At 66.9% G+C, this 25,080-nt stretch carries 17 protein-coding genes; 7 read left to right on the top strand and 10 right to left on the bottom strand.

The window, feature by feature from the left end; all coding sequences use genetic code 11:
- Positions 1–131 precede the first annotated feature (131 nt).
- The 3 genes from LC407_RS01645 to LC407_RS01635 are packed head-to-tail and all read right to left on the bottom strand — an operon-like array spanning position 132 to position 5,523.
- Positions 132–1,847 carry an alpha-amylase family glycosyl hydrolase gene (locus LC407_RS01645; RefSeq protein WP_223482072.1) on the bottom strand — a complete coding sequence of 572 codons (1,716 nt, stop codon included), beginning with the start codon at positions 1,845–1,847 and terminating at the stop codon, positions 132–134.
- Entirely contained in the window at positions 1,847–3,334 is a 1,488-nt protein-coding gene (locus LC407_RS01640) for an MFS transporter (RefSeq protein WP_025873959.1), read from the bottom strand. Before LC407_RS01640 ends, LC407_RS01645 begins: the two co-directional genes overlap by 1 nt.
- Positions 3,331–5,523, bottom strand: coding sequence for a Six-hairpin glycosidase-like protein (locus tag LC407_RS01635; RefSeq protein ID WP_223482071.1), 2,193 nt, complete (start codon positions 5,521–5,523; stop codon positions 3,331–3,333). Before LC407_RS01635 ends, LC407_RS01640 begins: the two co-directional genes overlap by 4 nt.
- A 236-nt stretch (positions 5,524–5,759) precedes the next feature.
- Between LC407_RS01635 and LC407_RS01630 the strand changes: the two genes are divergently transcribed.
- Together LC407_RS01630 and LC407_RS01625 are read left to right on the top strand one after the other, a co-directional pair.
- A complete protein-coding gene (locus LC407_RS01630; protein WP_223482070.1) occupies positions 5,760–7,814 on the top strand; it encodes a glycoside hydrolase family 97 protein in 2,055 nt (684 codons plus the stop codon).
- 254 nt (positions 7,815–8,068) lie between these two features.
- Positions 8,069–10,828, top strand: a complete 2,760-nt coding sequence (locus tag LC407_RS01625) for a TonB-dependent receptor (protein ID WP_223482069.1) — start codon at positions 8,069–8,071, stop codon at positions 10,826–10,828.
- Between the two features lie 343 nt (positions 10,829–11,171).
- Here LC407_RS01625 and LC407_RS01620 read toward each other — a convergent pair whose 3' ends face one another.
- Positions 11,172–12,785 (bottom strand): alpha-glucosidase family protein, encoded by a 1,614-nt coding sequence (locus tag LC407_RS01620; RefSeq protein ID WP_223482068.1) that lies wholly within the window; start codon positions 12,783–12,785, stop codon positions 11,172–11,174.
- Positions 12,786–13,000: 215 nt separating this feature from the next.
- On the opposite strand from LC407_RS01620, the gene LC407_RS01615 reads away from it, so the two are divergent.
- On the top strand, positions 13,001–13,999 hold the full coding sequence (locus LC407_RS01615) for a polyprenyl synthetase family protein (RefSeq protein WP_025873964.1): 999 nt from the start codon (positions 13,001–13,003) through the stop codon (positions 13,997–13,999).
- A 117-nt stretch (positions 14,000–14,116) separates the two neighbouring features.
- On the opposite strand, the gene LC407_RS01610 is transcribed toward LC407_RS01615, so the two are convergent.
- Positions 14,117–14,908 (bottom strand): dienelactone hydrolase family protein, encoded by a 792-nt coding sequence (locus LC407_RS01610; RefSeq protein ID WP_223482067.1) that lies wholly within the window; start codon positions 14,906–14,908, stop codon positions 14,117–14,119.
- A gap of 129 nt (positions 14,909–15,037) precedes the next feature.
- On the opposite strand from LC407_RS01610, the gene LC407_RS01605 reads away from it, so the two are divergent.
- The gene (locus LC407_RS01605) at positions 15,038–15,619 is read left to right on the top strand and encodes an SMI1/KNR4 family protein (protein WP_223482066.1); all 582 of its coding nucleotides are present in this window, start codon (positions 15,038–15,040) and stop codon (positions 15,617–15,619) included.
- A 66-nt stretch (positions 15,620–15,685) separates the two neighbouring features.
- On the opposite strand, the gene LC407_RS01600 is transcribed toward LC407_RS01605, so the two are convergent.
- The 4 genes from LC407_RS01600 to LC407_RS01585 all read right to left on the bottom strand — a co-directional run bounded on the left by LC407_RS01600 (position 15,686) and on the right by LC407_RS01585 (position 21,743).
- Positions 15,686–16,300, bottom strand: a complete 615-nt coding sequence (locus LC407_RS01600) for a hypothetical protein (protein ID WP_223482065.1) — start codon at positions 16,298–16,300, stop codon at positions 15,686–15,688.
- Positions 16,301–16,315: 15 nt separating this feature from the next.
- Positions 16,316–17,725 (bottom strand): UDP-N-acetylmuramoyl-L-alanine--D-glutamate ligase, encoded by a 1,410-nt coding sequence (gene murD / locus LC407_RS01595; RefSeq protein WP_223482064.1) that lies wholly within the window; start codon positions 17,723–17,725, stop codon positions 16,316–16,318.
- Positions 17,706–19,058: a UDP-N-acetyl-alpha-D-muramoyl-L-alanyl-L-glutamate epimerase gene (gene murL / locus LC407_RS01590; RefSeq protein ID WP_223482063.1), complete on the bottom strand. Its 1,353-nt coding sequence runs from the start codon at positions 19,056–19,058 to the stop codon at positions 17,706–17,708. Before murL ends, murD begins: the two co-directional genes overlap by 20 nt.
- Positions 19,059–19,148: 90 nt before the next feature.
- The gene (locus tag LC407_RS01585) at positions 19,149–21,743 is read right to left on the bottom strand and encodes a bifunctional aspartate kinase/diaminopimelate decarboxylase (RefSeq protein WP_223482062.1); all 2,595 of its coding nucleotides are present in this window, start codon (positions 21,741–21,743) and stop codon (positions 19,149–19,151) included.
- A gap of 75 nt (positions 21,744–21,818) precedes the next feature.
- Between LC407_RS01585 and LC407_RS01580 the strand changes: the two genes are divergently transcribed.
- Together LC407_RS01580 and LC407_RS01575 are read left to right on the top strand one after the other, a co-directional pair.
- Positions 21,819–22,691 carry a PhzF family phenazine biosynthesis protein gene (locus LC407_RS01580; RefSeq protein ID WP_223482061.1) on the top strand — a complete coding sequence of 291 codons (873 nt, stop codon included), beginning with the start codon at positions 21,819–21,821 and terminating at the stop codon, positions 22,689–22,691.
- Positions 22,692–22,785: 94 nt separating this feature from the next.
- Positions 22,786–23,664, top strand: a complete 879-nt coding sequence (locus LC407_RS01575) for a PhzF family phenazine biosynthesis protein (protein WP_223482060.1) — start codon at positions 22,786–22,788, stop codon at positions 23,662–23,664.
- A gap of 87 nt (positions 23,665–23,751) precedes the next feature.
- Here the strand turns inward: LC407_RS01575 and LC407_RS01570 are convergent, their stop codons facing one another.
- Positions 23,752–24,183 carry an OsmC family protein gene (locus LC407_RS01570; RefSeq protein ID WP_025873972.1) on the bottom strand — a complete coding sequence of 144 codons (432 nt, stop codon included), beginning with the start codon at positions 24,181–24,183 and terminating at the stop codon, positions 23,752–23,754.
- A 370-nt stretch (positions 24,184–24,553) separates the two neighbouring features.
- Between LC407_RS01570 and LC407_RS01565 the strand changes: the two genes are divergently transcribed.
- The gene (locus tag LC407_RS01565) at positions 24,554–24,952 is read left to right on the top strand and encodes an HU family DNA-binding protein (protein ID WP_025873973.1); all 399 of its coding nucleotides are present in this window, start codon (positions 24,554–24,556) and stop codon (positions 24,950–24,952) included.
- Positions 24,953–25,080 lie beyond the last annotated feature (128 nt).

Here is a 25,080-nt window from a genome sequence, read left to right as displayed (position 1 = left end):
GGGGTGCCTATTGTGCCGGATGCCGCCACACCAGGTAGTGCCGGCCGCTGGCCGGCAACTGCACTGGGTCCAACGACGAAGAGGCTGCCGGCCAGCGGCCGGCACTACCGTTTCCGCTGGTCACTGCGCGGTCAGCGCTTCAGTCGCTGGTCGCGCGCCAGCTGGTCTGCCATGGCCTTGTCCAGTTCGGCCTGCAGGGCCGGCTGCTGCACGTCCGCATCCAGCACAAGCACCTTCACCCCGTGCGCCGGCACCTCCGCCTTCAGGCTGCCCTTCACCGTCACCTGGCCACCGTCCAGCGCGTCGCGCCAGAGGCCGGGCTGCAGGTAGCGGTCCACGCTGAAGGTCTTCGCGGCAACGCCCTTGTTCAGCAGCACCAGCGCGGTCTGCGCCACGTCGCCATGCTGCAGCACACGGAAGAACACCGCTTCATCGCCCTGCAGACGTTCGTTCACCTGCAGGCCGCGCTGCAACGCCGGCGTACTCTCGCGCAGCTTGGCGATGCGCTGCAGCGGGGCGAAGATCGGGCTCTGCGGGGCTGCATCCACCCGCGGCTGGCCGAAGTAGGCACGGTTGCCGGCGTGCTCCGCACGGCCGCGCATGAAGCCGGATTCCGATCCGTAATAGACCACCGGAATGCCACGCGCGGTGAACAGCCAGTTGTGCGCGTCGATGAAGCCGCTGTCGCTGGCCTGCAGGCGCGGCATGTCGTGGTTGTCGTAGAAGCTCATCAGCTCGTACGGGTTGGCGTACGGGCCACCGGTCAGGTGCAGCGGCTCAGCCAGCGTTTCAAAGCCCTTGCCGGCGCTGCCGAAGGCCTGCTCCAGCGCGCCGCGCAGCGGGAAGTCGAGCACGCTGACATTGGCGTTGGCCGGCCAGGTGTGTTCGGCGATGCTGGCGGCGTTGTAGTCGAACGCTTCGCCGAACATGAACATGCCCGGATGCTGCGCGCGGATGCGGTTGACGAACTCGTGCCACCACGGATGCGGCAGCCAGCCGATGGTGTCGATGCGCAGCGCATCCACACCCTGCGCGGTCCACTGCAGGTACGCCCCCACCAGGTAGTCCATCACTGCCGGGTTGTCCTGGTTGAAGTCGCCCAGCTCGGCCAGGTTGCCATCGAAGATCGAGCCGTCCTTGCTGTCGACCGGGCCGATGTTGTTGTAGAACGCGTGCAGCGGATTGTGCTTCGGGTCCAGCTTCTGTGGCGGCAGGTTCTGGTGGTCGGCAATCAACCTGCCGTCCTTGTCGAAGATCTGGCCGAACTGCGGCTGCCGCTTGGGCATGGTCCAGGCCGGCGAACCGTGGTTGCCGACGATGTCCAGCACCACCTTCAGGCCGGCGCCGTGCAGGCCCTTGGTCAACCCGGCAAAATCCAGGTCCCTGCTCGGCAGGTGCTCGTCCAGCGTGTAGAAGTTGATGCCCCAGTAGCCGTGGTAGCCGGTCTTGCCACGGTCGGTCAGGGTGCTGGTACAGCTGATCGGCTTGCTGCCGGTGAAGGCTTCATCCGGGTTGTCGACGATGGGGGTGATCCACACCGCGCCGAAACCGAGGTTGCGGATGTAGTCGGCATTGTCGAGCACGCCACGGAAATCGCCACCGAGATAGCCGATGTTGCCGTCCACCTTGTCCGGGCATGGCACCGGAATATCGAAGGTACGGTGCTTGCCGCCCTGGTCGCGATGGTCGTTGGACGGATCGCCGTTGACGAAGCGGTCGGTGACCACGAAGTACACCGCGTCACTGGCGAACGGCTCGGTGGTACCAACATAGGCCGGGCGTGGCGCAGCCGAAGCATGGCCAGCGAACAGCACAAGGGATACAGCAGCAGACAGGGCACCACGCATCACACCACCTCCGGACGGGACGGAACCCGCAACACGCACAGACCGGCAATCAACAGACTGCAGCCACCCAGCACCAGGACATGCATCGGCTGGCCCCCCAGCCATGCACGCAGGGCAAAACCGAGCGCGCTGGCCGCGACCAGCTGCGGGATCACGATGAAGAAATTGAAGATGCCCATGTACACGCCCATCTTCGCTGCCGGGACGCTGTCCGACAGCAGCGCATAGGGCAGCGACAGGATCGAGGCCCAGGCAAAGCCGACGCCGACCATCGACAGCAGCAGCCACTGCGGATCGTCGATGAACATCATCGAGATCAACCCTGCCCCACCCAGCCACAGGTTGACCAGGTGGCTCCAGCGCAGGCCGATCGCCCGCACCATCGGCGGGATCAGCAGCGCGGCCAGTGCGGCGAAACCGTTGTAGGCACCGAACAGCACGCCCACCCAGTTGGCACCTTCGTTGTAGGCCGCCGATTCGACATCGGTGGAACCGAAATGCATGCCGGCCACCGCACGCGTGGTGAAGATCCACATCGCGAACAGGGCGAACCAGGAAAAGAACTGCACCCAGGCCAGCCGGCGCATGGTGATCGGCATCGCGCGCAGGTCGCCGACGATGGCGGCCAGCATGTGCGTACCCGGTAGTACCCGCGCCGCCGCCAGCAGTGCGCCGTAACCCGCGCACAGGCCTGCCAGCACGTACAGCATCTTGTCGCCCTGGCGCCACGCGATCAGTGCCGCCAGCAACGCGCCGAGACCGAGCCACAGCGCAACCTGCGTCCACGGTGCGGGCCCGGTGACCGCGGCCCCGGCATGGTGCGCCGGTGGTTCGGCATCATCGAAGCTGGCCAGCTCGTCGGGCGAATACTCACGGGTGCTGACCACCGTCCAGGTGATCGCCGCCAGCAGCACCACCGCGCCGAAGTAGAACGCATAGCGCACGGTATCGGGCACCTCGCCCGCCGCTGCCGTGTTGGCAACACCGAAGTGGGCCAGGATGAAAGGCAGGAAGCTGGCAACGATCGCGCCGACGCCGATGAAGAAGCTCTGCATCGCATAGCCCGCCGGGCGCTGCCGTGGTGCCAGCTGGTCGCCAACAAAGGCGCGGAACGGCTCCATCGACACATTGATCGAGGCGTCCAGCACCCACAGCGTGCCGGCCGCGATCCACAGCGTCGGCGAGTTCGGCATCACCAGCAGGGCCAGCGTGGTCAGCACCGCGCCGATCATGAAGAACGGGCGGCGCCGTCCCCAGCGTGTCCACGTGCGGTCGGACAGGTAGCCGATCACCGGCTGCACCAGCAGGCCGGTCAGCGGTGCGGCGATCCACAGTCCGGGCACCGCGTCCATGTCCGCACCCAGTGTTTCGAAGATGCGGCTGGCGTTGGCGTTCTGCAGGGCAAAGCCGAACTGGATGCCAAGGAAGCCAAAGCACATGTTCCAGATCTGCCAGAACGACAACTGCGGCTTTGCAGGACGGCTCATCGTGCGTCCTCTGCTGCCGCCACCGGCGCAATCTTCAGCGCCTGCACCTGGGCCTGGTTCAGCACGCCATCACGCCCGCCCTTGCCGCCGGTGTAGTGCGCGAAGTGCTGCAGCGCGCTCATGTTGAAGCCCTCTTCCAGCGTCACCGTGCAGCGGCCTTTGGGTACCGCGAAGGTTGCCGCGGTCGAGTCCTGCGCCGCCACGCTGTGCGGCAGCGTTACCGTGTGCCGCTGCGGAGGCTGGCCCTTGCACTGCACGGCCAGCTGCTTCACCGCCGCGGTCACACCGGTGTTGATCGGGCCGTTCGGGTTGCTGTACTGCAGGCGCAGGCGCACGTGGCCCGCCCTGGCTGCATTGAACTGCCATTGCCGGCTGCCCCGCAGCACCTGCTGCGGGCCGACGCAGACCATCGGGCTGTGCAGGGATTCCAGCGCACCTTCACGCCGGGTCAAGCTCAGGCAGTGCTGCAGGCCATCATCGCCGACGCGCACCTGGCCCTTGCTGGCCGTGGCCGCGACACCGTCCTGCCAGAGGACCTGGCCGGCAGCCACCGCGACCGACCAGCCCTTGCCACTGCGCTTTGCCTGCGGTGCCAGCGGCGTGGCCGGTGCTCGTGCATTGGCATCGGCACGCGGCACATCACGGCTCACGGCTGCCGGCGCAGCGACCAGCTGCACGGTGGTCGTGGTGCCGCGCGTACGCGTTTTTCCCGCGATCAACAAGCCAGCGCCCACCTGCCTTGGGCGCTCCAGCACATAGCGCTTGCCGCCCGCCTCCAGACTGATCCGCTTCTGCTTTCCGAACAGCTCCGGCACCAGCTCGGCCGGCAGCTTGGGCTGCACGCGACCGTCGTCCTGCACGCCGAACACGCCTTCGGTGACCATCGACAGATAGCCGGCCACCGACCACAGCTGGCGCTCGGAGTTGACCACCGGCCCGCTCAACGCGCCTTCGTCCACGTGCACGGCCTGGCTGACCAGCTCGTAGTTCTCCATGTTGGAACCTGCCAGCGCCGCCCCTTGCATCAGCGAGCGGATCTCGGCAGCAATGCGTGGCGCATCGTCCACCTTGCGCGCCGCGCGCAGCGAGTACGCGCTGACGAACGGCCAGATCGCACGGTTGTGGTAGATCGGCTGCTGCGCTTCCTGCGGCCACACCACCGGGCTGCCGGCAGCGCCCATCGGATAGCCCGCCAGCGCATGACGCGCACGTTCAGTGGGCAGCACGTCAGCGAGGATGCCCAGCGACAGGCCGAGCAAATCGATCTTGGCGTACGGCACCGGGTGCGCCGCCTCGCCGATGTAGCTCATGTACTGGCCCATGTCTTCGCGCCAGAAGCGCGCGTCGATCTGCACCGCCAGTGCATCGGCCCAGGCCCTGTACTGCTCGCTGCGCTCGTCGCCCAGCTGCGCGGCCATCTGCTGCGCCAGGCGCAGCGCCTGGTAATGCAGCACGTTGGTGGACAGCGCGTAGGAATCACCGATGAAGCGCACGTCCTCGCGCGTCCAGTCCGGATAGGTCTGCTCGCGCCAGTCAAGGAACGAGGTCTCGCCGCGATACAGGCCCATCTGCGCGTCGAACACCATCGCCCGGTCCTGCGCCAATGTGCCCTGCAGGGCCTGCCAGACCTGCTCGGCAAACGCAGGATCATCCAGCAGGTGGCGTGCGGCGAGGAACCACACCACGCGGTCGCTGCTGATCGGCCAGCTGCCACCGGAGCCGGTGTCCTGGGCCACGAACAGGCCGGGCGTATGCCCGTCGCGCGCAGCCGACAACTTGAACTGCAGCGACTGACGGGTGCGCTTCGGGTCCAGCTTCGCCAGCGCCAGATCGGCTGCAAAGCTGACGTCACGCGTCCACACATACGGCCAGCGCGCACCGGTCTGGAAGCACTCGCACGGTACCGGACGGCCTTCGTCGAAGGCCGGATCGCGGATGGCATCCACCCGGTCCTGGTCCATTTCCTGCTGGGCCAGCGCGAACAGCGCATCGAACATCACGCTGCCGGTCTGGCTGCGCATGGGCGCGGCGGCGATGCGCACCTCACCCTTCGGCGCATGCAGGATGAAACTGCCCTTGGCAGCGGATTCGGCGCGCGCCTGGCGGCCGTCGAATGTCAGGTCGGCCGCGTGCGCGGTCGTCCCCAGCGCTGCCCCCAGGGCAGCGGTCAGGCAAATGATCTTCAGCATCGAAGCGGCAGACCGGCTTGCGCCCGTCGACCTCCCTCCCTCTCTGCACCGTTGTGGGTCCGCACTGCCGTTGCCGGCGTGCGGGCGCGGCACCTCCCTCAAGGTGCCCTGGCCCCATGGTAGACGCGGGGCTGTCGACTGCGTCCAGCTGCATACGTATTCATGGCGTGCAGTACCGGCAGGCCTGCCGGGCTGGCTTATGGTCCGGGTCTGTCAACGGCGCCTTGGGAGGGGAAATGCCGACGTCACCCACAACGGTACGCGCAGTGTTCGCGCACGCTTTCGGCCTGGCCCTGCTGGGATGGGCCACGCTGGCACAGGCGGCGGCACCGCAGATCGCCAGCGTCGAATCACCGGACAAGGTGCTGAAGGTCAGCCTGGTGCTGGACGGCGGTACCGCGCGCTACCGCGTCGAGCGCCTCGGCCAGACCGTGGTGGCCGATTCGAAGCTGGGTTTTGAACTGCGCGATGGTCGCCTCGACCGCGACTTCAGCCTGCTGGCGCAGGAACGGCGCAGTGTCGATGACAGCTGGGAACAGCCCTGGGGCGAGCGCCGGCTCACCCGCAACCACTTCAACGAACTGACCGTGCACCTGGCCGAAAGCACCGGCAGCAAGCGCCGGCTGGACCTGGTGTTCCGCGTCTACGACGACGGCCTGGGCTTCCGTTACGTATTCCCCGAGCAACCGAACCTGCGCGAAGCGATCATCGATGACGAGCTGACCGAGTTCGCCATCGCGCCGGAGTCCACCGCATGGTGGATACCTGCGGGCGAGCCGATCCATTACGAATACCTGTACCAGCGCACCCCGCTGCGCGAAGTGCCGCTGGTGCACACGCCGATGACCCTGCGCAGCCACGACGGCCTGCACGTGGCCATCCATGAGGCGGCACTGGTCGACTACGCGGGCATGTGGCTGCGCCGCACCGAGGGCCAGCGCCTGCGCGCCCAGCTTTCGCCTTCGGCCGAAGGCTGGAAGGTGCGCCGCGCCCTGCCCTTCGCCACGCCATGGCGCACCCTGCAGATCGCCGACCGTGCCGGCGGCCTGGTCGAGTCCGACCTGATCCTCAACCTCAACGAGCCCAATGCGCTGGGCGATGTGAGCTGGGTGAAACCGGCCAAGTATCTGGGCGTGTGGTGGTCGATGCACCTGGATGAAGAGAGCTGGGCCACCGGACCGAAGCATGCGGCCACCACCGCAAAGACGCGGAAGGTGATCGATTTCGCCGCCGCGCACGGCTTCCGTGGTGTGCTGGTGGAGGGCTGGAATCCTGGCTGGGACGGCAACTGGGTCGGCAACGGTTACGACTTCGACTTCACCCGCGCCACGCCGGATTTCGACATCGAATCATTGTCGGCGTACGGGCTGAAGAAGGGCGTGCACCTGGTCGGACATCATGAAACCGGCTGTGCGATCGAACACTACGAAGACCAGCTGGGTGCTGCGCTGGATCTGTATGCGCGGCTGGGCGTGGACCAGTTCAAGACCGGCTACGTCTGCGACGACGGCCAGGTTGATCGCCGCAATGCGGCCGGCGGCCCGCTGTGGCGCGAGTGGCACGACGGGCAGTTCATGGCCCGCCATCACCTGAAAGTGGTGCAGGAAGCTGCGCGCCGGCACCTGTCGGTGAACCCGCACGAGCCGATCAAGGACACCGGCCTGCGCCGCACTTACCCGAACTGGATTTCCCGCGAAGGCGCACGTGGCATGGAGTACAACGCCTGGGGCCAGCCACCGAACCCGCCCGAGCATGAGGTCAACCTGGTGTTCACCCGCATGCTGGCCGGGCCGATGGATTACACGCCCGGCATCCTCAGCCTGAAGGGGCGCCACGGCCAGGCCATTCCCAGCACGCTGGCCCGCCAGCTGGCCCTGTATGTGGTGCTGTACAGCCCGATCCAGATGGCTGCCGACCTGCCCGAGCACTACCTGCAGCACCGCGAAGCGTTCCGCTTCATCGAGGACGTGGCGGTGGACTGGGAGCAGAGCCGCGTGCTCGATGGCGAGGTCGGCGACTACGTGACGATCGTGCGCCGCGACCGCAACAGCCGCGACTGGTTCCTGGGCAGCATCACCGACGAGAACGGCCGCGTGCTGCCGGTGTCGCTGGGTTTCCTGGAGCCGGGCGTGCGCTACCGCGCCGAGGTCTACCGCGATGGCGATGGCGCGGATTTCCGCAGCACCCCCTTCGCCTTCAAGCGCGAAACACGCGAGGTCAGCAGCACCGATTCACTCACGCTGGTGCTGGCGCCGGGCGGCGGACAGGCCATCCGCTTCACCCCGCTGTGAATGCGCAGGTAGTGCCGGCCGCTGGCCGGCATCGTTGCGACGTGGATGGTTGCCGGCCAGTGGCCGGCACTACCGGAATGATGATCTGGAAGCGATTACAACCCTGCAAACGCCATTGAATACGTATGCAGGGTGATTCCCACGAAGAACGCGCTGCCTACCATAGCGGCGACGACAGCGGCCACCGCGTCGCACGTCCTCGACAGCATCGGGACGACCACGAATCGCACTACAACATTGCCTGGGAGGGGAAAATGTTGAACCACAAGCGCAGTGCGCTGAGCATCGCGTTGGCCGTCGTACTGACGCCATCGCTGGCAGCAGCGCAGTCCACGCAGAGCACGGCAACCCCGCCAACCGGCACCGCCGCCACCAACCTGGACACCGTGCAGGTCACCGGCATCCGTCGCGGCATCGAAAGCGCCATCGCCACCAAGCAGGACGCCACCTCGGTGGTCGAAGCCATCTCCGCCGAGGACATCGGCAAGCTGCCCGACGTCAGCATCGCCGAATCGATCTCGCGCCTGCCTGGCCTTGCCGCACAGCGTGTGGCCGGTCGTGCGCAGGTGATCAGCGTGCGCGGCCTGTCGCCGGATTTCGCCACCACCCTGCTCAACGGGCGTGAAGTGGTCAGCACCGGCGACAACCGGGGCGTCGAGTTCGACCAGTATCCGTCCGAGCTGGTCAACGGCGTGACCGTGTACAAGACCCCCGATGCAGCGCTGGTCGGCCAGGGCCTGTCGGGCACCATCGACATGCAGACCGCACGTCCGCTCAGCTTCCCCGACCGCGTCATCGCCGTCAGCGGCCGCTACCAGAAGAGCTCGCTGGGCCGCGCCGCCGACACCGACCCGTACGGCAACCGCTTCAGCGCCAGCTACATCGACCAGTTCCTGGACAAGACCCTCGGCATCGCCATCGGCTACGCGCACAGCGACATGCCGATCCAGGAAAACCAGGTGGGACTGTACGAGCCGTGGACCACCGAGCACACCACCAACGGCAACCGCCCCGGCGTTGCCGCTGGCACCTATTTCACCGATGGCATCAAGGCGCTGCGCCGCACCGGCAACAACAAGCGCGACGGTGTGATGGCCACGATCCAGTTCCGGCCCAACAACGCTTGGACCAGCACCTTCGACGCGTTCCACACCGAAGCAGAGCAGATAGACACCGCCAACCAGTTCGAGCTCAACCTCAGCAACTACAACGGCAACTACACCCCGGGCCTGCTGGTCAGCAACCCGCAGGTCAATGCCAATGGCACCTTCACCGGTGGCACCGCCAGTGGCGTGTACCCGCTGGTGCGCGGCATGTACAACAAGCGCAAGGACAAGATCGATGCGTTCGGCTGGAACAACGAGTTCACCTTCGGCAGCGTCAAGCTGGTTGCCGACCTGAACTATTCCAAGGCCACCCGCGACGAACTGAACCTGGAAAACAACCTGCAGCTGACCCCGATGCCGCAGCTGGATACGGTCGGTGTGCAGTTCCGCCAGGATGGCTTCTCGCAGATCAGCCCGGGCCTGAACTACTCCAACCCGGACGCGCTGTTCCTGACCAACACCATCTACGGTTCTGGTTACGGCAAGGTGCCGAAGGTGGAAGACCGCCTGAAGGGTGGCAAGCTGGCCGCGACCATCGCCCTGCCCGAAGCAATGGCGTCGTGGGCACCGGATCTGGATATCGGCGTGAACTATGCCGACCGCCGCAAGGTGAAGACCCAGTCCGAAGGCAACATCCTGCTGGGCGCGCAGGGCGATGCCAACATCGCATCGGATCTGCAGTACCGCCCGGTCAACCTCGGCTTCGCCGGCCTGGGCACCATCCCGGCCTGGAACGTGCCTGGCGCGGTCGGTCGCTACATGACCTTCAATCCGGTCGACAACCTGGACTACCTGATTCCCAAGTCGTGGACGGTGCAGGAAAAGATCACCACCGCCTGGGCGCGCCTGAACATCAACACCGACATCGGTGTGGTGGGCGTACGCGGCAATATCGGCGTGCAGATGCAGCACACCGACCAGAGCTCGGACTCGCGCTACTGGGACAGCTCGCAGGCGGCCGGCAACAACATCCAGCCCTACTCGGACGGCCGCAAGTACAACGACTGGCTGCCCAGCTTGAACCTGGCCTTCATGTTCCCGCATGAGCAGACCCTGCGTTTTGCCGCAGCCAAGCAGGTCGCGCGCCCGCGCGTGGACCAGATGCGCGCGGGCCTGGAGTTCGGCGTGGATACCGGTACCGGTCGCCCCGGCGGCAGTGGCGGCAACCCGTTGCTGGACCCGTGGCGCGCCACCGCACTGGACCTGTCCTACGAGAAGTACTTCGGCGAGAAGGCCTACGTGGCCGCCGCGATCTTCTACAAGGACCTGAAGAGCTACGTCTACACCCAGTCGGTGGACAACTACGACTTCACCGGCCTGCTGGGCGACTATGTGCCGCCGCCGGGCATGGTGGTGCCGGTGCTGCCCACCGGCACGTTCTCGACTCCGGTGAATGGCAAGGGCGGCACCCTGAAGGGCCTGGAGCTGACCGCGTCGTTCCCGCTGGAAATGCTGACCGACAGCCTGCGTGGCTTCGGCGCGCAGGCCAGCGCGACCTTCAACAAGAGCGACATCCAGATCCTGGATCCGGAAAGCGCGTCCAGCGTGGGCACCGACCCGATCAGCCTGCCCGGCCTGTCCAAGCGCGTGTACAACTTCACTGCCTACTACGAGCGTAGTGGCTTTGAAGCACGCGTGAGCCAACGCCGCCGTTCGGACTTCATCGGCGAGATCGGCAACTTCAACGGCAACCGCACCCTGCGCTATGTCGTGGGCGAGAACGTGACCGATGCGCAGGTCAGCTACACCTTCAGCGACAGCAGCAGCCTGCGTGGGCTGACCCTGCTGCTGCAGGGAAGCAACCTGACCAACGAGCCGTACCGCACCTACGCCGGCACCAAGGATCGCCCGCTGGAGTACATCGAGTGGGGCCGCACCTACATGCTGGGCGTGAACTACAAGTTCTGAGGTAGCGCCGGGCCATGCCCGGCGACAGGACACAGGGAACAGGACCGGAAACCCGCTGCGCAGGCAGCGGGTTTTCCTTTGTGCGCACAACGCGATGGCCAGTGAAGCGTGATCGGTACGGCCCCATCCACGCATGGCGTGGATCTACCGTCGCATCCATCACCCATCCACGCATGCCGTGGTTCTCCCCCGCCGCATCGCAATCGATGCGTGACGGGCATCCATTCGCCCCCCCTGGTGCATCCACGCCATGCGTGGATGTCCTGCACCCGAACCGCGCCCACAAAAAAGGGACGGGGCGCTTCGGCCCCGTCCCCGCAAGTACCGCCACCGGAGAAATCGGTCAGCTGCGTCGTGCGCAATACACCGCACGCGGCGGCAGCTGCAGTTCATTGCCCTGCACCGTCCCCGCATCCGGACCCGGCACAGCCACCTGTTGCCAGTTGCCCGCCGGCAGCGGATGGCTCACCGCTTCGGCCGACAGGTTGAAGGCCAGCAGGAGAGTTTCATCTGCAAGCATACGCTCGAACAGCAGCACTGGCTCGGCACTGTCCAGGAACCGGATGTCACCGTGCAGCAGGGCCGGCTGGGTACGGCGCCAGGCCAGGAAGCTGCGGAAGGCCGACAGCACCGACTGCGGATCCTGCGCCTGCACCGCCACGGCCGCCGCCTGGTGCTCGGCCGGGATCGGCAGCCACGGCTTGCCGGTGGTGAAGCCGGCCAGCGGCGCGTCGATCCACGGCAGCGGCGTGCGGCAGCCGTCGCGCCCCTTGAAGTTGGGCCAGAAGGTGATCCCATACGGGTCCTGCAGCGCCTCGAACGGCACTTCGGCCTCTGCCAGGCCCAGCTCCTCACCCTGGTACAGGCAGACCGAACCACGCAGTGAACACAGCAGCGCCACCAGCATCCGCGCCAGGCGAGGGTCGGCCGGATGGCCACCCCAGCGGCTGACCGCCCGCTCCACATCGTGGTTGGACACCGCCCAGCACGGCCAGCCTTCGGTCATCGCCGCTTCCAGGCGCGAAACGGTGTCGCGGATGTAGGCCGCGCTGTAATCGTTGACCAGCAGCTCGAAGCTGTAGCCCATGTGCAGGCGGCCATCCTGGGTGTATTCGGCGGTGGTCGCCAGCGAATCCTCCGAGGAGATCTCGCCCAGGCTCACCGCCCCCGGGTACTCGTCCAGCAGGGCGCGCAGCTGCTCCAGGAACGGCAGGTTCTCCGGCTGGGTGTTGTTGTAATAGTGGTACTGGTAGGCGTACGGGTTGTCCGCGCTGAAGCCGCGGCCGACGCGCTTGTCGGCCGGCTTGGGCGGGTTGTCGCGCAGCTGCGCGTCATGGAAGCAGAAGTTGATCGCATCCAGGCGGAAGCCATCCACACCCCGGTCCAGCCAGAAGCGCACGTTGTCCAGGGTCGCCTGCTGCACCTCCGGGTGGTGGAAATTCAGGTCCGGCTGGTCCACCAGGAAGTTGTGCAGGTAGTACTGCTCGCGGCGCGGCTCCCACTGCCAGGCACCGCCGCCGAACAGCGACAGCCAGTTGTTGGGGGGCGTGCCGTCTTCGCGCGGATCCACCCACACATACCAGTCCGCCTTCGGGTTGCTGCGGTCCTGGCGGCTCTCGCGGAACCAGGCGTGCTCGATCGAGGTGTGGCTGAGCACCTGGTCGATCATCACCTTCAGGCCCAGGCCGTGGGCCTTGGTCAGCAGCCGGTCGAAGTCGTCCAGGCTGCCGAACAGCGGATCGACATCGCGGTAGTCGGCGATGTCATAGCCGAAGTCGGCCATCGGCGATCGGAAGAACGGCGAGATCCAGATCGCATCCACGCCCAGCGCGGCGATATGGTCCAGGCGCTGGATGATGCCGGGCAGGTCGCCTACCCCGTCGCCGTTGGCGTCGAGGAAACTGCGCGGGTAGATCTGGTAGATGACGGCTCCGCGCCACCATGGATAGTGCGACATCGACAGCCCCCCTCCGGGCATGCGGGACCCACTGGAAGCGGGCCGAAAACCAACTCCCGCAAGCTTAGCGGCGGCCCACGACGATGGCGCTGCCTGCATACGTATTCACGCCAGACGCCACGCCCGGTGGCGCGCGGCGGTGGCCTGGCCCCCGGTTTCCTCCCCAATTCACAGGCAACGCCTATAATCAGGGATGAGCCTGAAAGCCTGATCGCATGACCATCACTGAAGACACCCGTCCCGCCCTGGGCCTGTCCCAGATCCAGTCGCTTGCCGCAGCCGACATGGCTGCCGTCGATGCCCTGATCCGCCGCCGGCTGTCCTCGGATGTGGTGCTGATCAACCAGATCGCCGACCACATCATCTCCGCTGGCGGCAAACGCCTGCGGCCGATGCTGGTGATGCTGGCCGGCCATGCGGTCGGCGGCTCCGGCCCCGAGCACCACCAGCTGGCAGCGATCATCGAGTTCATCCACACCTCCACCCTGCTGCACGACGACGTGGTGGACGAATCCAGCCTGCGCCGCGGCCGCAGCACCGCCAATGCACTGTGGGGCAACGCGCCCAGCGTGCTGGTGGGCGACTTCCTGTACTCGCGCAGCTTCCAGCTGATGGTCGAGCTGGACCGGATGCCGGTGATGCAGATCCTGGCCGACACCACCAACCGCATTGCCGAAGGCGAAGTGCTGCAGCTGCTGCACGTGCACAACCCGGATACCGACGAAGCCGCCTACCTGCGCGTGATCGAGCGCAAGACCGCGGTGCTGTTCGCCGCCGGCACGCGCCTGGGTGCACTGGCCAGTGGTGTCGATGAAGCCACCCAGCAGGCCCTGTACGACTACGGCATGCACCTGGGCTACGCCTTCCAGATCGCCGATGACGTGCTGGATTATTCAGCCAACGCCGACGAGCTGGGCAAGAACCTGGGTGACGACCTGGCCGAAGGCAAGGCGACGCTGCCGCTGATCCATGCCATGGCCCATTCCGATGAGGCCACCCGCCAGCGCCTGCGCGCGATCGTGCAGAACGGTGACGCCTCGGCGATGCCGGAAGTGCTGGCGGCGATCCACGCCACGGGAGGTCTGGAATACAGCCGCCGTCGTGCCGAGGAATATGCAGAGGCCGCCGAACGGGCGCTTGACGGCCTGGGCGACAACGATGCCGTCGCCGCGCTGCGCGGCCTGGCCCGCTACGCGGTACAGCGTTCGCATTGATGGATTCGCCGGGCACGGCCCGGCGCTACCGCGCGCGATCTGGTAGCGCCGGGCCATGCCCGGCGGACACGGACCTGCAACAGCGGGTGGGTGCCGACCGTTGGTCGGCACACCTTTTCAACGCCTCTCAAACCGCTCCTCGAAGAACTCATCCAGTGCCTTCCAGGCACGCTTGGCGGCGCGTTCGTTGTACTGGCAGCCCGGCGGGCTGTTGGCATCGCGCTCGGCAAAGCAGTGCACCGCACCGCTGTAGTTGGTGAACTCCCAGTCCACCTTGGCCGCATCCATTTCCTTCTGGAAACTGCCGATATCCTCGGCGGTCACGCTCTTGTCGTCGGCACCGTTCAGCACCAGCACCGACGGGTGGCTGCCGCCGGCCTGCGCCGGCAAGGGGGAGCCGAGCCCGCCATGCAGGCTGACCACGCCCGCCAGCGGCGCGCCGGCGCGGGCAAGTTCCAGCACCGTGGTGCCGCCAAAGCAGAAGCCCACTGCGCCGATCCGTCTGGCGTCCAGCGGTGCCTTGCCCGCCTGCGCCTTCAGTACGTTGACCGCCTCCAGCGCCCGCGCCCGCAGCAGCGGCCGGTCATTGCGCAGCTTGGTCGCCACCGGTCCGGCCTCGGCATCGGTCTTCGGCCGCACGCCCTTGCCGTACACATCGGCCACCAGCACCACGTAGTCATCGCCCGCCAGCTGCTTGGCCTTCTCGATGGCCGATTCGTTCACGCCCTTCCAGTTCGGCACCATCACCAGGCCGGGACGCTTGTCAGCATCCCCATCGTCATAGACCAGCACGCCACTGAAGGTCGTGCCCTGGTGCTTCCACTCCACCGGCTGGGTCTTCATCGCCGCCCACGCTGGCATCGCTGCCAGCCCCAGTACCATCGCCACGCCGCAACGCCAACGGTTCATGCGCCTGCTCCAGAAAAAGGGGACGGAGGGGATTAAGCCGTAATCGCCCCTCCCGCGTCGCATTCTGCATTGGCGGCGTGACGCAGGTGTGGTTGGATACGACTTGATCCCCTCCGTCCCCTTTTCTGCATGAACCTTGTTGATCGCTTTCTGTCTGGATTGATCCCGCGGCTGCCCGAGGAAGATGCCCCGCAATGGGCGTGGACCGAAGGCGCCAGCGAGGCCGACCTGCAACGGCTGCGCGCGCAGTGGCCGCAGGTGCCCGACAGCCTGGTCGAGCTGCTTTCGCGCGTGGACGGCACGCACTTCCGCGACTATCCGAAGGGCGAGGTCTGCGTGCTGATGCTGGGCTCGGACGTGGGCGACTACCCGTACTACCTGCGCTCCATCGCGCAGATTTTCGAAGACCAGCAGCAATGGGACGACAGCATCCGTTCCATCTACGAGGAATGGCTGGAAGAAGAACCGGAGATCCTCGGTGCCGGCATCGATGCCGACCTGCCGATGAGCCGCCGCCTGTGCTTCTCGCACTGCATGAACAACGGCGGCACCTCGATGCTGTATCTGGATTTCGATCCCGCACCCGGCGGCAGCGTTGGACAGGTGGTGCGCTACCTGCACGACCCGGACAGCTACGCGGTCATCGCCCCCAGCTTCGATGCCTACCTGCAGCAGCTGATCGACCGCGACTACAGCTTCCTCGACGAGTAGATCCACGCCATGCGTGGATGAACTCCTCGCCGGCCGATGACCTCATGCCATGCGTGGATCAGGGCTTCATCCGCGCTCGATCCAATGCAACACCCCCGGTTCGAACGCAAGCAGATCGTCCACCGCCATCCGCGCGCGCGCCCAACACCGTTCCGGCGGCTTCGGCTGCCGGCCCCCCACAGCCCCAGCGTAGTCGCGCACCAGCAGGCCGATGCGCGCCGCTCCGGCATCCAGCAGGGCATCAATGCGCTGCAGCCACTGGCCGGCGTCTCCCAGGGCTCCATCGCGATGCACCTGCTGATCCTGCTCGCGCCGCGCCAACTGCTCGGCCAGCGCACGGGCGATCTTCGCCTCGCTCCAGCCCTCCCTGCGCCAGCGTTCGGCATCGTTCTTCCTTTCCCGCATCTTCCATGCCGATGCGAGTGCGGTGCCACAGTCGCAGTGGCCTGCGCTCAACCAGGGCTGCCAGCCCGGCCCCACGGCGGCACGCAGGCTGGGCGAATCCTGCGCGAACAGCCGTCGGCCGCTGCGCTCCATGATTGCGGAGCTTTCGGCGTCCGGAAACGAAGTGGGCAGGAACAGGGTGATAAAGGTGCACATAAGGCTCGCCGAATCCGTCCGGGTTTCCACACAGAGTAGATCCACGCCATGCGTGGATGAACCCCCCAGGTTGCCGGCCACCGGCCGGCACGACCGTCAGGCGATCCCGATACCCGGAATCGCGCTGATGGTGTCCGGATCGAATCCGGCCAGCTCGGCGAAATGCCGCCCGCGTGCAACGTAATCGCGGTAGGCGCCATAGCTCGGCGCGCCCGGCGACAGCAGCACCACCCCACCCTGTTCGCCCAGTGCGCGACGCGCCAGCGACATCGCATCAGGCAGATCGGCAGCGGCATGCAGGCCGAAACGGCCGGCGTCGGCCAGCGGCTGCAGCATCGCGTGGATGCGCGGACCGTTGCTGCCCATGGTCACGATCTCCACCGGCGGCACGTCGTGCGCCATGTGCTGCATGAAATCAGTCCAGTTCAGGCCACGATCGTGACCGCCGACCAGCAACGCGATGCGCTGGCCGGCAAAGCACTCCAGCGCCGCCAGGCTGGCATGCGGCGTGGTGCTGATCGAATCGTTGACGTAGGTCAGGCCATCGGCCTGGCCGATGCGTTGCAGGCGGTTCGGCAGCGGCCGGAAATCCTGCACCGCCGGCGCCAGCGCCACGGCATCCAGGCCCAGTGCCTCCAGCGCGGCCAGCACCGCGCACAGGTTGCCGCGGTTGTGGCGGCCCGGCAGTGGCGTATTGCGGGTATCGAATACCGCCTGCCCGCCGCGATGCACGATGTCACCGCGCATGTGCCAGCCCTGCGGCTGGTTGAACCAGACCACCTCGCTGCCGGGCAGCGACAGCGCCGCCAGATGCGGGTCTGCGGCATTGAGCACGGCAACGCGCGGCGCGGCCCCGGTCACCAGCTGCAGCTTGTCTTCGATGTAGCGCTGTTCGCTGCCGTGCCAGTCCAGGTGTTCCGGGAACAGGTTCAGCACCACCGCCACCTGCGGGTGCGCACCACTGCGCGCGACCTCGCCGGTCTGGTAGCTGGACAGCTCCACCGCCCAGTACGCAGGCGCCGGTTGCGGGTCCAGCACTTCCAGCAGTGGCAGGCCGATGTTGCCGACCAGGCCGGTGCGATGTCCCGCTGCGCGCAGCAGGTGCGCGACCAGCGCGGTGGTGGTGCTTTTGCCCTTGGTGCCGGTCACGCAGATCGTGTCGCGCACGGTGCCATCGGCATCGGCATGTTCGGCAAACCACAACGCCGTGCCGCCGATGAAGCGGGTGCCCTGCTCCGCCGCCGCCAACGCGATCGGCAGGTACGGGCTGATCCCCGGCGACTTGATCACCACCTCGAATGCCGCCAAGGCCTCGGCCGACGGTTCACCACGCACGTCCAGCACGCCCTGCGTTTCCGCACGCGCGGCCGCGACCTCGCTGGCCGGGCAGAACAGGCTCAGGCCAAGCGATGGCAGGCGCGCGCGCAGCACCGCATACGCAGCACGGCCCTCACGTCCCCAGCCCCAAAGCGCTACGCGCTTGCCTTCAAGCTGCGAAATCTTCACGCACCCGTTCCCACAGCGCCGCCGGAATACGATGTTCGCCCTGCAGCTGCATCAGCGGTGCCAGCTCCAGCTCAGCCGCATCCAGCTGCGGCTGGATTTCATTGCAGAAACGCTTCACCAGCACGTCTTCCTTCCACTCCGGGCGCTGCGCCAGGGTGGCCATCGCCGCACGCGATTCGCGGCCTTCGCCCACGCATTCGAACGGCTTGTGGTCCTGGAATTCCAGCAGCGCATCGAAGCCACCAGCCTGCTCGATGTCGTCCAGCAGGTTGCGGCCGAAGATGCGCACCAGGCGGGTCTTCGGCATGAAGGGTGCCAGCGCCAGGAAAACGAAGTGGCACTTCGGGCAGACGCCGCACCAACGGTTCACCGGGCGCTCGCCAAGGATGTGGAAGTTGCGGTTGCAGCTGGAGAAATGCGCGTCGTAGAAATCGCTCTTGGCGAACTGGCGGGCCACCGCAAGCTCCGACATCGGCCGCAGCAACGAGTAGTACTGCAGATCAGCGGCCACCTGTTTCTGCACGTACATGCCGAAGGCCTGCTCGAACGCCCAGCCCTTCGACCACTGGTGGTTGACCTCGCCGGTGCCCGGAATCTGGCTGCCGTAGCTGGCCGAACGTTCGTTGGAGAACACCACCTCGTCCACGCCCTGCAGCAGCGCAGCCAGCACCATGATCGCCGAGTTCACCGCAGTGACCGGGATGTGCCCGTTCCATGCGCCCTGGCGGTTGAGTTCGAACAACTCCGGCGCCAGCGCGCGGCCAAGGTTCAACGTCGGCAGCCCGGTGCGCTCGGCACAGGCACGGATCAACTGCGAACCCCCGATCCAGGTCACCGTCTCGTCCACGCCGGCGCGGCGCAGCGCTTCGATGCTGACCAGCGAATCCTTGCCACCGCCGATGGCCACCAGCGCATGCGCCTGCAGGCCCAGCACCGGTGCCTGCACCGTTTCGCCCTGCACCGGCAGGCGGAAGCGCCCACGCAGGTTCAGGCCGTTGCGGTAGGCGAATTCGCCCAGGCCGTTGAGGTAGATGGTCTCCACCAGCGCTGCGGTATCGGCATCGATGCTGTAGCTGTCGATGCTGACCGTATCGGGCACGCCGGCCTTGTAGTAGCTCACACCGGCAATCAGGTGCAGCAGCCGCAGCGCGCGCTGCACGGCATCGGCACGGGCCGGTTCCAGCACGAACGGAGCGCCGGGCACGGTAACGGTTTCCACCATTTCCGGGCCGTCATCGAAGGCGTAGACCAGCTTGGCCACGCCGGTGTCCGCGGCGAATTCGCAGCGGACGAAACGGAAGCGGGAAACCTGGTGTTTATCGAAAGCAGTCATGGTGAATCCAGTTCAAGCACGGTCAGGCACGTGCCCGCGCGCAGGCGCGGGACGTGTCGGTGGGCGGGTGCAGGGCGCGGAAGGCGGCGATCATTCGATCACGTCTTCGCGCGGCATCGCCCGCTGGTTGTAGGTGTTGGACATCACATAGCCGTAGGCACCGGCGTCGGCGATCAGCATCACATCGTCCGGCGCGGTCGACACCGGCAGCTTGCGGCGCTTGCCGAACACATCGCTGGATTCGCAGATCGGGCCGACCACATCGAACGCCGCTTCGGCGTAACCGCCCTGGCGGCTGAGGTTCTCGATGTCGTGCCAGGCGTCGTACAGGGCCGGGCGCATCAGCGTGTTCATGCCGGCATCCAGGCCGACGCGGCGCACGCCATCCTTCTCCACCACCTGGGTGGCGTGGGTCAGCAGCACGCCCGACTCGGCCACCAGGAAGCGGCCCGGCTCGATCGCCAGGCGGAACGCCGGATGTAGCGCCTTGACCTCGGCCAGGCCCTCGGCCCAGGCATCCAGGTCGAACGGCTCATCTTCCTCGCTGTACGGGATCGGCAGGCCACCACCGATGTCGATGGTGTGCACGCTGCCGATGCGGCGCGCGAAGCCAGCCAGCTCATCGCACATCAGGCGCCAGTGCTGGGCGGTTTCCACGCCACTGCCAAGGTGCGCATGCAGGCCGACCACGCGGGTGCCCAGCTCGGTGGCCGCGCGCACGAACTCGTCCACGCGCGCGATCGGCAGGCCGAACTTGGATTCCTTGCCACCGGTGCGGACCTTGGCGTGGTGGCCTTCGCCACGGCCCAGGTCCACGCGCAGCCACAGTTCGCGGTTGCGGAACAGGTCCGGCCAGCGTTGCAGGGCTTCGACGTTGTCGACAGTGACGGTCACGCCCAGCGCGAACGCCGCTTCGTACTCGCTGCGCGGGCAGAAGCTGGGGGTGAACAGTACGCGCTTGGGCGACAGTTCCGGAATGGCCTGGAACACATGCTTCAGCTCACCTTGCGACACGCACTCCAGGCCGAAACCTTCGGCCTCCAGCAACTGCAGGACGGCCGGATGGCTGTTGGCCTTGATCGCGTAGTAACGCTGGTCGATCGGCTTGATCGCCGCCAGCGCGCGGGCACGCGCCCGCACCGTCGGCAGGTGGTAGACGTAGCGCGGGGTGCCGGCATCGGCCAGCTGCAGCAGGTGCGCACGCTGGCCACGCCACCACGGCGTACCACGCGGGCGCACGGTGCCGGCGATTTCGCGCCAGCGCGGGCCGAACACTTCGGTCTCTTCCACCGGCATCGCGCCGCTGTCGATCAGTTCGGCGTGCAGGATCGGCAGCAGGCCATCGGCATCGGCTTCGTCGATGACGAAGGTCAGGTTCAGGTCGTTGGACGACTGCGAAATCATGTGCACGCGCTCACGACCGAAGGTCGCCCACACGTCCGACAGCTTGTGCAGCAGCGAGCGCATGCCCAGGCCGACCAGGGTGATCGCCGCACACGGCACGATCACCTTGACCTTGCAGATCTGCGACAGGTCGGCCGACAGCGCGGCCAGCACATCGGTGTTGACCAGGTTCTCGGACGGATCCAGCGATACGGTGACGTTGGTCTCGGCCGAACCGATCAGGTCCACCGACAGGCCGTGCTTCTTGAAGAGGCCGAATACATCGGCGAGGAAGCCGACCTGCTGCCACATGCCGATGCCTTCCATCGACACCAGCACGATGCCGTTGCGGCGGCTGATTGCCTTCACTCCGGGCACCGGCGCGGCATTGCCGTCGATGCTGGTGCCCGGCAGCTCCGGGCGCTCGGTATCGAGGATCGCCATCGGCACGCCCGCATCGCGGCACGGCTTGATCGAGCGCGGGTGCAGCACCTTGGCACCGGTGGTGGCGATTTCCTGCGCTTCGTAATAGTCCAGGCGGGTCAACAGGCGCGCGTCCGGCACGTCCTTGGGATTGGCGCTGAACATGCCTGGCACATCGGTCCAGATCTCCACGCGGCTGGCGCCGAGCAGCGCACCGAAGTACGCCGCGGAGGTATCCGAGCCGCCGCGGCCGAGGATGGCAGTGCCACCGTCGGCGTGACGCGAGATGAACCCCTGGGTGATCAGCAGGCGCGTGGGCTGCGCGCGGAAGCGCTGCGCCCATTCCGCATCGGCACGCCACTGGCAGTTCACCGACAGGCGCTGCGACCAGTCGCTCTGGTTCGGCTGCGGCGGCAGCGCGTCCAGCCACTGGCGCGCATCCATCCAGCCGAAATCCAGGCCGCTGGCACGCAGATAGGCCGCGCCCAGGCTGGAAGACAGCAGTTCACCCTGGCCGAGCACTTCGGCCTGCCAGTCCAGAGGACGGCTGGGCGCACGCGGGTCGTCCAGCAGGCCCTGCAGCGCGGCCAGCCGCTCGGCCAGCACCTCCGCGCCCAGCCCCAGCTCGTTCAGGAAGGCCTGGTGGCGTTCGACCAGCGCCGCCACGCGATCGCAGCTGTCCGGCGCGCCATCGGCAATCGCGGTCAGTTCATTGGTGACCCCGGACAGCGCCGAAACCACCACCAGAACGCGCGAACCGGTCTCTTCGGCCCGTTTTTTCGCCAGCTTCCCGATCGTGTCCCAGCGGTGGCGACGCGACACCGAGGTGCCGCCGAACTTCAGTACGATCCAACGATCGACAAGGGGGGAAGCTGACATGGATAGGCTATGTGTAATGTGGGGAAGCCGCCCGAGGGGGCGGAACCTTCGATTCTAAGCCCAATACACCCGTCAATGACCGCCTACCGCTACCTGCAGCTCGATGTCTTCGCTCACCAGCCCGGTACCGGCAACCCACTCGGTGTCGTGTTCGACGCGGATGGACTGTCCACCGACCGCATGCAGGCCCTGGCCGCCTGGCTGAACCTGTCCGAGACCGTATTCTTCCTTCGCCCCACCGCTGCCGGCGCCGACTACCACGTGCGCATCTTCACCCCTGCCAGCGAGCTGCCCTTCGCCGGGCACCCCAGCGTGGGCGCCGCCTGGGCTGCGGTCACCTGCGGCCTGGTGCAGCCACGCGACGGGGCCCTGGTGCAGCAGTGCGCGGCCGGCCTGCTGCCGGTGCAGGTCACCGGGCCGGCCAACGCGCCCACCATCCGCCTGGCGAGCCCAGCGGCACGGCCGCTGCCGGCTCTGCCAGGCGACATTCCTGACACTCTGCGTGCCGCTGCCGCCGAGGGCCAGCGCGCCGAGCTGTGGGACAACGGCCCGCGCTGGTGGCTGCTGCCGCTGCGCGACGCCGAGGCCGTACGCACGCTGGTACCGGACATGGCGGCCCTGCGCGACTGGAGCATTGCCACCGACGCGCTCGGCATCGCCGTGTTCGCGCTCGAAGCCGATACCGGGCACGACCTGGTGGTGCGCGCGTTCTGCCCCGCCGATGCGCCCAACGTGCCGGAAGACCCGGTGACCGGCAGCGCCAACGCGCTGATCGGCGCCTGGCTTCGGCAGCGTAATGCCCTGCCCGGCGAGAACCGGACCTATGTGGCCAGCCAGGGCCGCGAGGTCGGCCGCGACGGCCGCGTCCAGGTCACTGTGGACGTGCAGGACACGGTGTGGATCGGCGGCCAGGTGCAGCTGGTGATAGACGGCAACATCACCTGGTAGCGCCGGGCCAAGCCCGGCGGGCTGCCGCGCTGCGCGCTCGCGGGGCATGGCCCCGCGCTACCCTATGCCGCCTGTTTCCTGGAGTTCCTGCCCGATGACCACCCGCCGTTTCCTGCAGCTGGATGTGTTTTCCCCGCGCCCGGGCGCCGGCAATCCGCTGGCCGTCGTGCTCGATGCCGAAGGCCTGGACGATGCGACGATGCAGGCCATCGCCCGCTGGACCCGCCTGCCCGAAACGACGTTTGTGTTCCCGGCACAGACGGCCGGCACCAGCTATCGGCTGCGCATGTTCAGCCCGCAGAAGGAAGTGCCGTTCGCCGGCCATCCCAGCGTCGGCACCGCCCACGCGGTGCTGCAGGCGGGCCTGGCCTTGCCTGTCGACGGGGTACTGGTTCAGTACGGCATCGCCGGTGCGCTGCCACTGCGCGTGACTGGCGAAGGCGCACAGCAGCGCATCGCCATCCGCACGCCCCGCGCGCAGCTGGCCGAGATCGCCGCCACCGATGATCCACGCCTGCAGGCCGCATTGCGCACCTGGCCGCTGGGTTCGCTGCCGCCGGCCCGCATGCAGGGTGGCCGCAGCTGGTGGGTCGTAGAGGTCGCGGATGAGGCAGCGTTGCGCGCCCTGCACCCGGACTGGGATGCGATCGCCACGCTGGCTGAATCGACCGACAGCATGGGCGTGTTCGCCTATGCCTTTGCCGATGGCAACGAAGGTTACGACCTGGCCGTGCGCGCTTTCGTCGGCAATGGGCGCCGCTTCGAGGATGCTGCTTCTGGCGCGGCCAACGCTGTACTGGCGGCCTGGCTGGACCTGCGCGACGCCCTTCCGCGCGGCCGCCAGCCCTTCGACGTCAGCCAGGGACGCGAAGTCGGCCACGATGCGCGACTGACGCTGCTGGTCAATGAAGAGGGCGAGGTCTGGTCCGGCGGCCAGGTGCAGACGGTGATTTCCGGCACCATCGATTGGTGAACGCAAGGCGGTAGAGCCGGCCGCTGGCCGGCTGCCACCTTATACCCGGTTTCATGTGGTTGCCGGCCAGCGGCCGGCACTACCTTCTCAGCCCAGTTCGGCTTCCAGGCTGATCGGCACCGCGCTCAGCGCCTTGGAAACCGGGCAGTTCTGCTTGGCGTCATCAGCGATCGCGCGGAACTGCGTCGCCTCGATTCCCGGCACAACCGCCTTCACTTTCAGCCGGATCTGCGACAGCTGCGGGCCGCCTTCCATCGACAGATCGACCTTGGCTTCGGTATCCAGCGAGGTCGGGGTAAAGCCTGCCTCGCCGAGCTTGGCCGACAGCGCCATGGTGAAACATCCGGCGTGCGCGGCGGCGATCAGCTCTTCGGGATTGGTGCCCTTTTCATCACCGAAACGGCTGTTGAAGCCGTAGCGGGTTTTGTCCAGCAGGCCACTCTGTGGCGTGCTCAACTGGCCCTTGCCCGACTTCAGGTCGCCTTCCCAATGCGCGGTAGCGTGTCGCGAGATTCCCATGTCGTGCTCCGTTGTGGCTGTGATGAACCAATACCCTGGCACGCGCCGCGTTAGCCCTGCGTCGCCCCGCCGCATGCGGCGCGCCTGTCCCGAGCCAACGACTGGACACTTCTTCGCCAGCAATCTGGCGATTTTCCCCTTGTTTTCAGTCATTTCGCCCATCCAGTCGAAATCACCGACACTGCGGTGCAGCGCACCACCGCACCCGCTCCCCCTACTGCCGGCCATGTACTGAATCGGCCTGGATATGAAAAAACATGCACTTTCAGCGCTCCAGGCTATTGGCGGCGCCCAAGAGTTGCCCTACATTGCGCTTGCCGACGGGGTTCGGCGCCGACCAAACAACCAACCGTTCACGGAACAGGAAACCATGGCAAAGACCGCTAAGAAGGCTGCCCCGAAGAAGGCAGTGAAGAAAGTCGCGACGAAGGCAGCCGCCAAGCCGGCCGCTCCGAAGCCGATCAAGGAAGTGCTGACCAAGTCGGGCCTGGTTGCACACATCGCTGAAGTCTCCGGCGTTGTCGCCAAGGACGTCCGCGCTGTGCTGGCCTCGCTGGAAGGCGCTGTCGCTTCCTCGGTGCACAAGAAGGGTGCCGGCTCGTTCACCCTGCCGGGCCTGCTGAAGATCACCACCGTCAATGTGCCGGCCAAGCCGAAGCGCAAGGGCATCAACCCGTTCACCAAGGAAGAGCAGTGGTTCGCCGCCAAGCCGGCCACCACCAAGCTCAAGGTTCGCCCGCTCAAGAAGCTCAAGGACGCTGCGCTCTAAGCGCGCGCCCTGCAGCGGATACCTGACGGGACGGCTTTGGCCGTCCCGTTTTTTTTGCCCCGCCTCCGCGCTCGCTCTGCCGTAGATCCACGCCATGCGTGGATGCCGTCCACTGCGCCCCCGCAACA

The sequence above is a fragment of the Stenotrophomonas sp. OVS01A genome, assembly GCF_019969775.1.
GTDB classification, from domain to species: Bacteria; Pseudomonadota; Gammaproteobacteria; order Xanthomonadales; family Xanthomonadaceae; genus Stenotrophomonas; species Stenotrophomonas indicatrix.
This window is presented reverse-complemented; position numbering and strand designations above follow the sequence as displayed.

Coding starts and splice junctions, on each gene's coding strand:
- LC407_RS01645 (WP_223482072.1), bottom strand. CDS start 1,847: ATGCGTGGTGCCCTGTCTGCTGCTGTATCCCTTGTGCTGTTCGCTGGC.
- LC407_RS01640 (WP_025873959.1), bottom strand. CDS start 3,334: ATGAGCCGTCCTGCAAAGCCGCAGTTGTCGTTCTGGCAGATCTGGAAC.
- LC407_RS01635 (WP_223482071.1), bottom strand. CDS start 5,523: ATGCTGAAGATCATTTGCCTGACCGCTGCCCTGGGGGCAGCGCTGGGG.
- LC407_RS01630 (WP_223482070.1), top strand. CDS start 5,760: ATGCCGACGTCACCCACAACGGTACGCGCAGTGTTCGCGCACGCTTTC.
- LC407_RS01625 (WP_223482069.1), top strand. CDS start 8,069: ATGTTGAACCACAAGCGCAGTGCGCTGAGCATCGCGTTGGCCGTCGTA.
- LC407_RS01620 (WP_223482068.1), bottom strand. CDS start 12,785: ATGTCGCACTATCCATGGTGGCGCGGAGCCGTCATCTACCAGATCTAC.
- LC407_RS01615 (WP_025873964.1), top strand. CDS start 13,001: ATGACCATCACTGAAGACACCCGTCCCGCCCTGGGCCTGTCCCAGATC.
- LC407_RS01610 (WP_223482067.1), bottom strand. CDS start 14,908: ATGAACCGTTGGCGTTGCGGCGTGGCGATGGTACTGGGGCTGGCAGCG.
- LC407_RS01605 (WP_223482066.1), top strand. CDS start 15,038: ATGAACCTTGTTGATCGCTTTCTGTCTGGATTGATCCCGCGGCTGCCC.
- murL (WP_223482063.1), bottom strand. CDS start 19,058: ATGACTGCTTTCGATAAACACCAGGTTTCCCGCTTCCGTTTCGTCCGC.
- LC407_RS01585 (WP_223482062.1), bottom strand. CDS start 21,743: ATGTCAGCTTCCCCCCTTGTCGATCGTTGGATCGTACTGAAGTTCGGC.
- LC407_RS01580 (WP_223482061.1), top strand. CDS start 21,819: ATGACCGCCTACCGCTACCTGCAGCTCGATGTCTTCGCTCACCAGCCC.
- LC407_RS01575 (WP_223482060.1), top strand. CDS start 22,786: ATGACCACCCGCCGTTTCCTGCAGCTGGATGTGTTTTCCCCGCGCCCG.
- LC407_RS01570 (WP_025873972.1), bottom strand. CDS start 24,183: ATGGGAATCTCGCGACACGCTACCGCGCATTGGGAAGGCGACCTGAAG.
- LC407_RS01565 (WP_025873973.1), top strand. CDS start 24,554: ATGGCAAAGACCGCTAAGAAGGCTGCCCCGAAGAAGGCAGTGAAGAAA.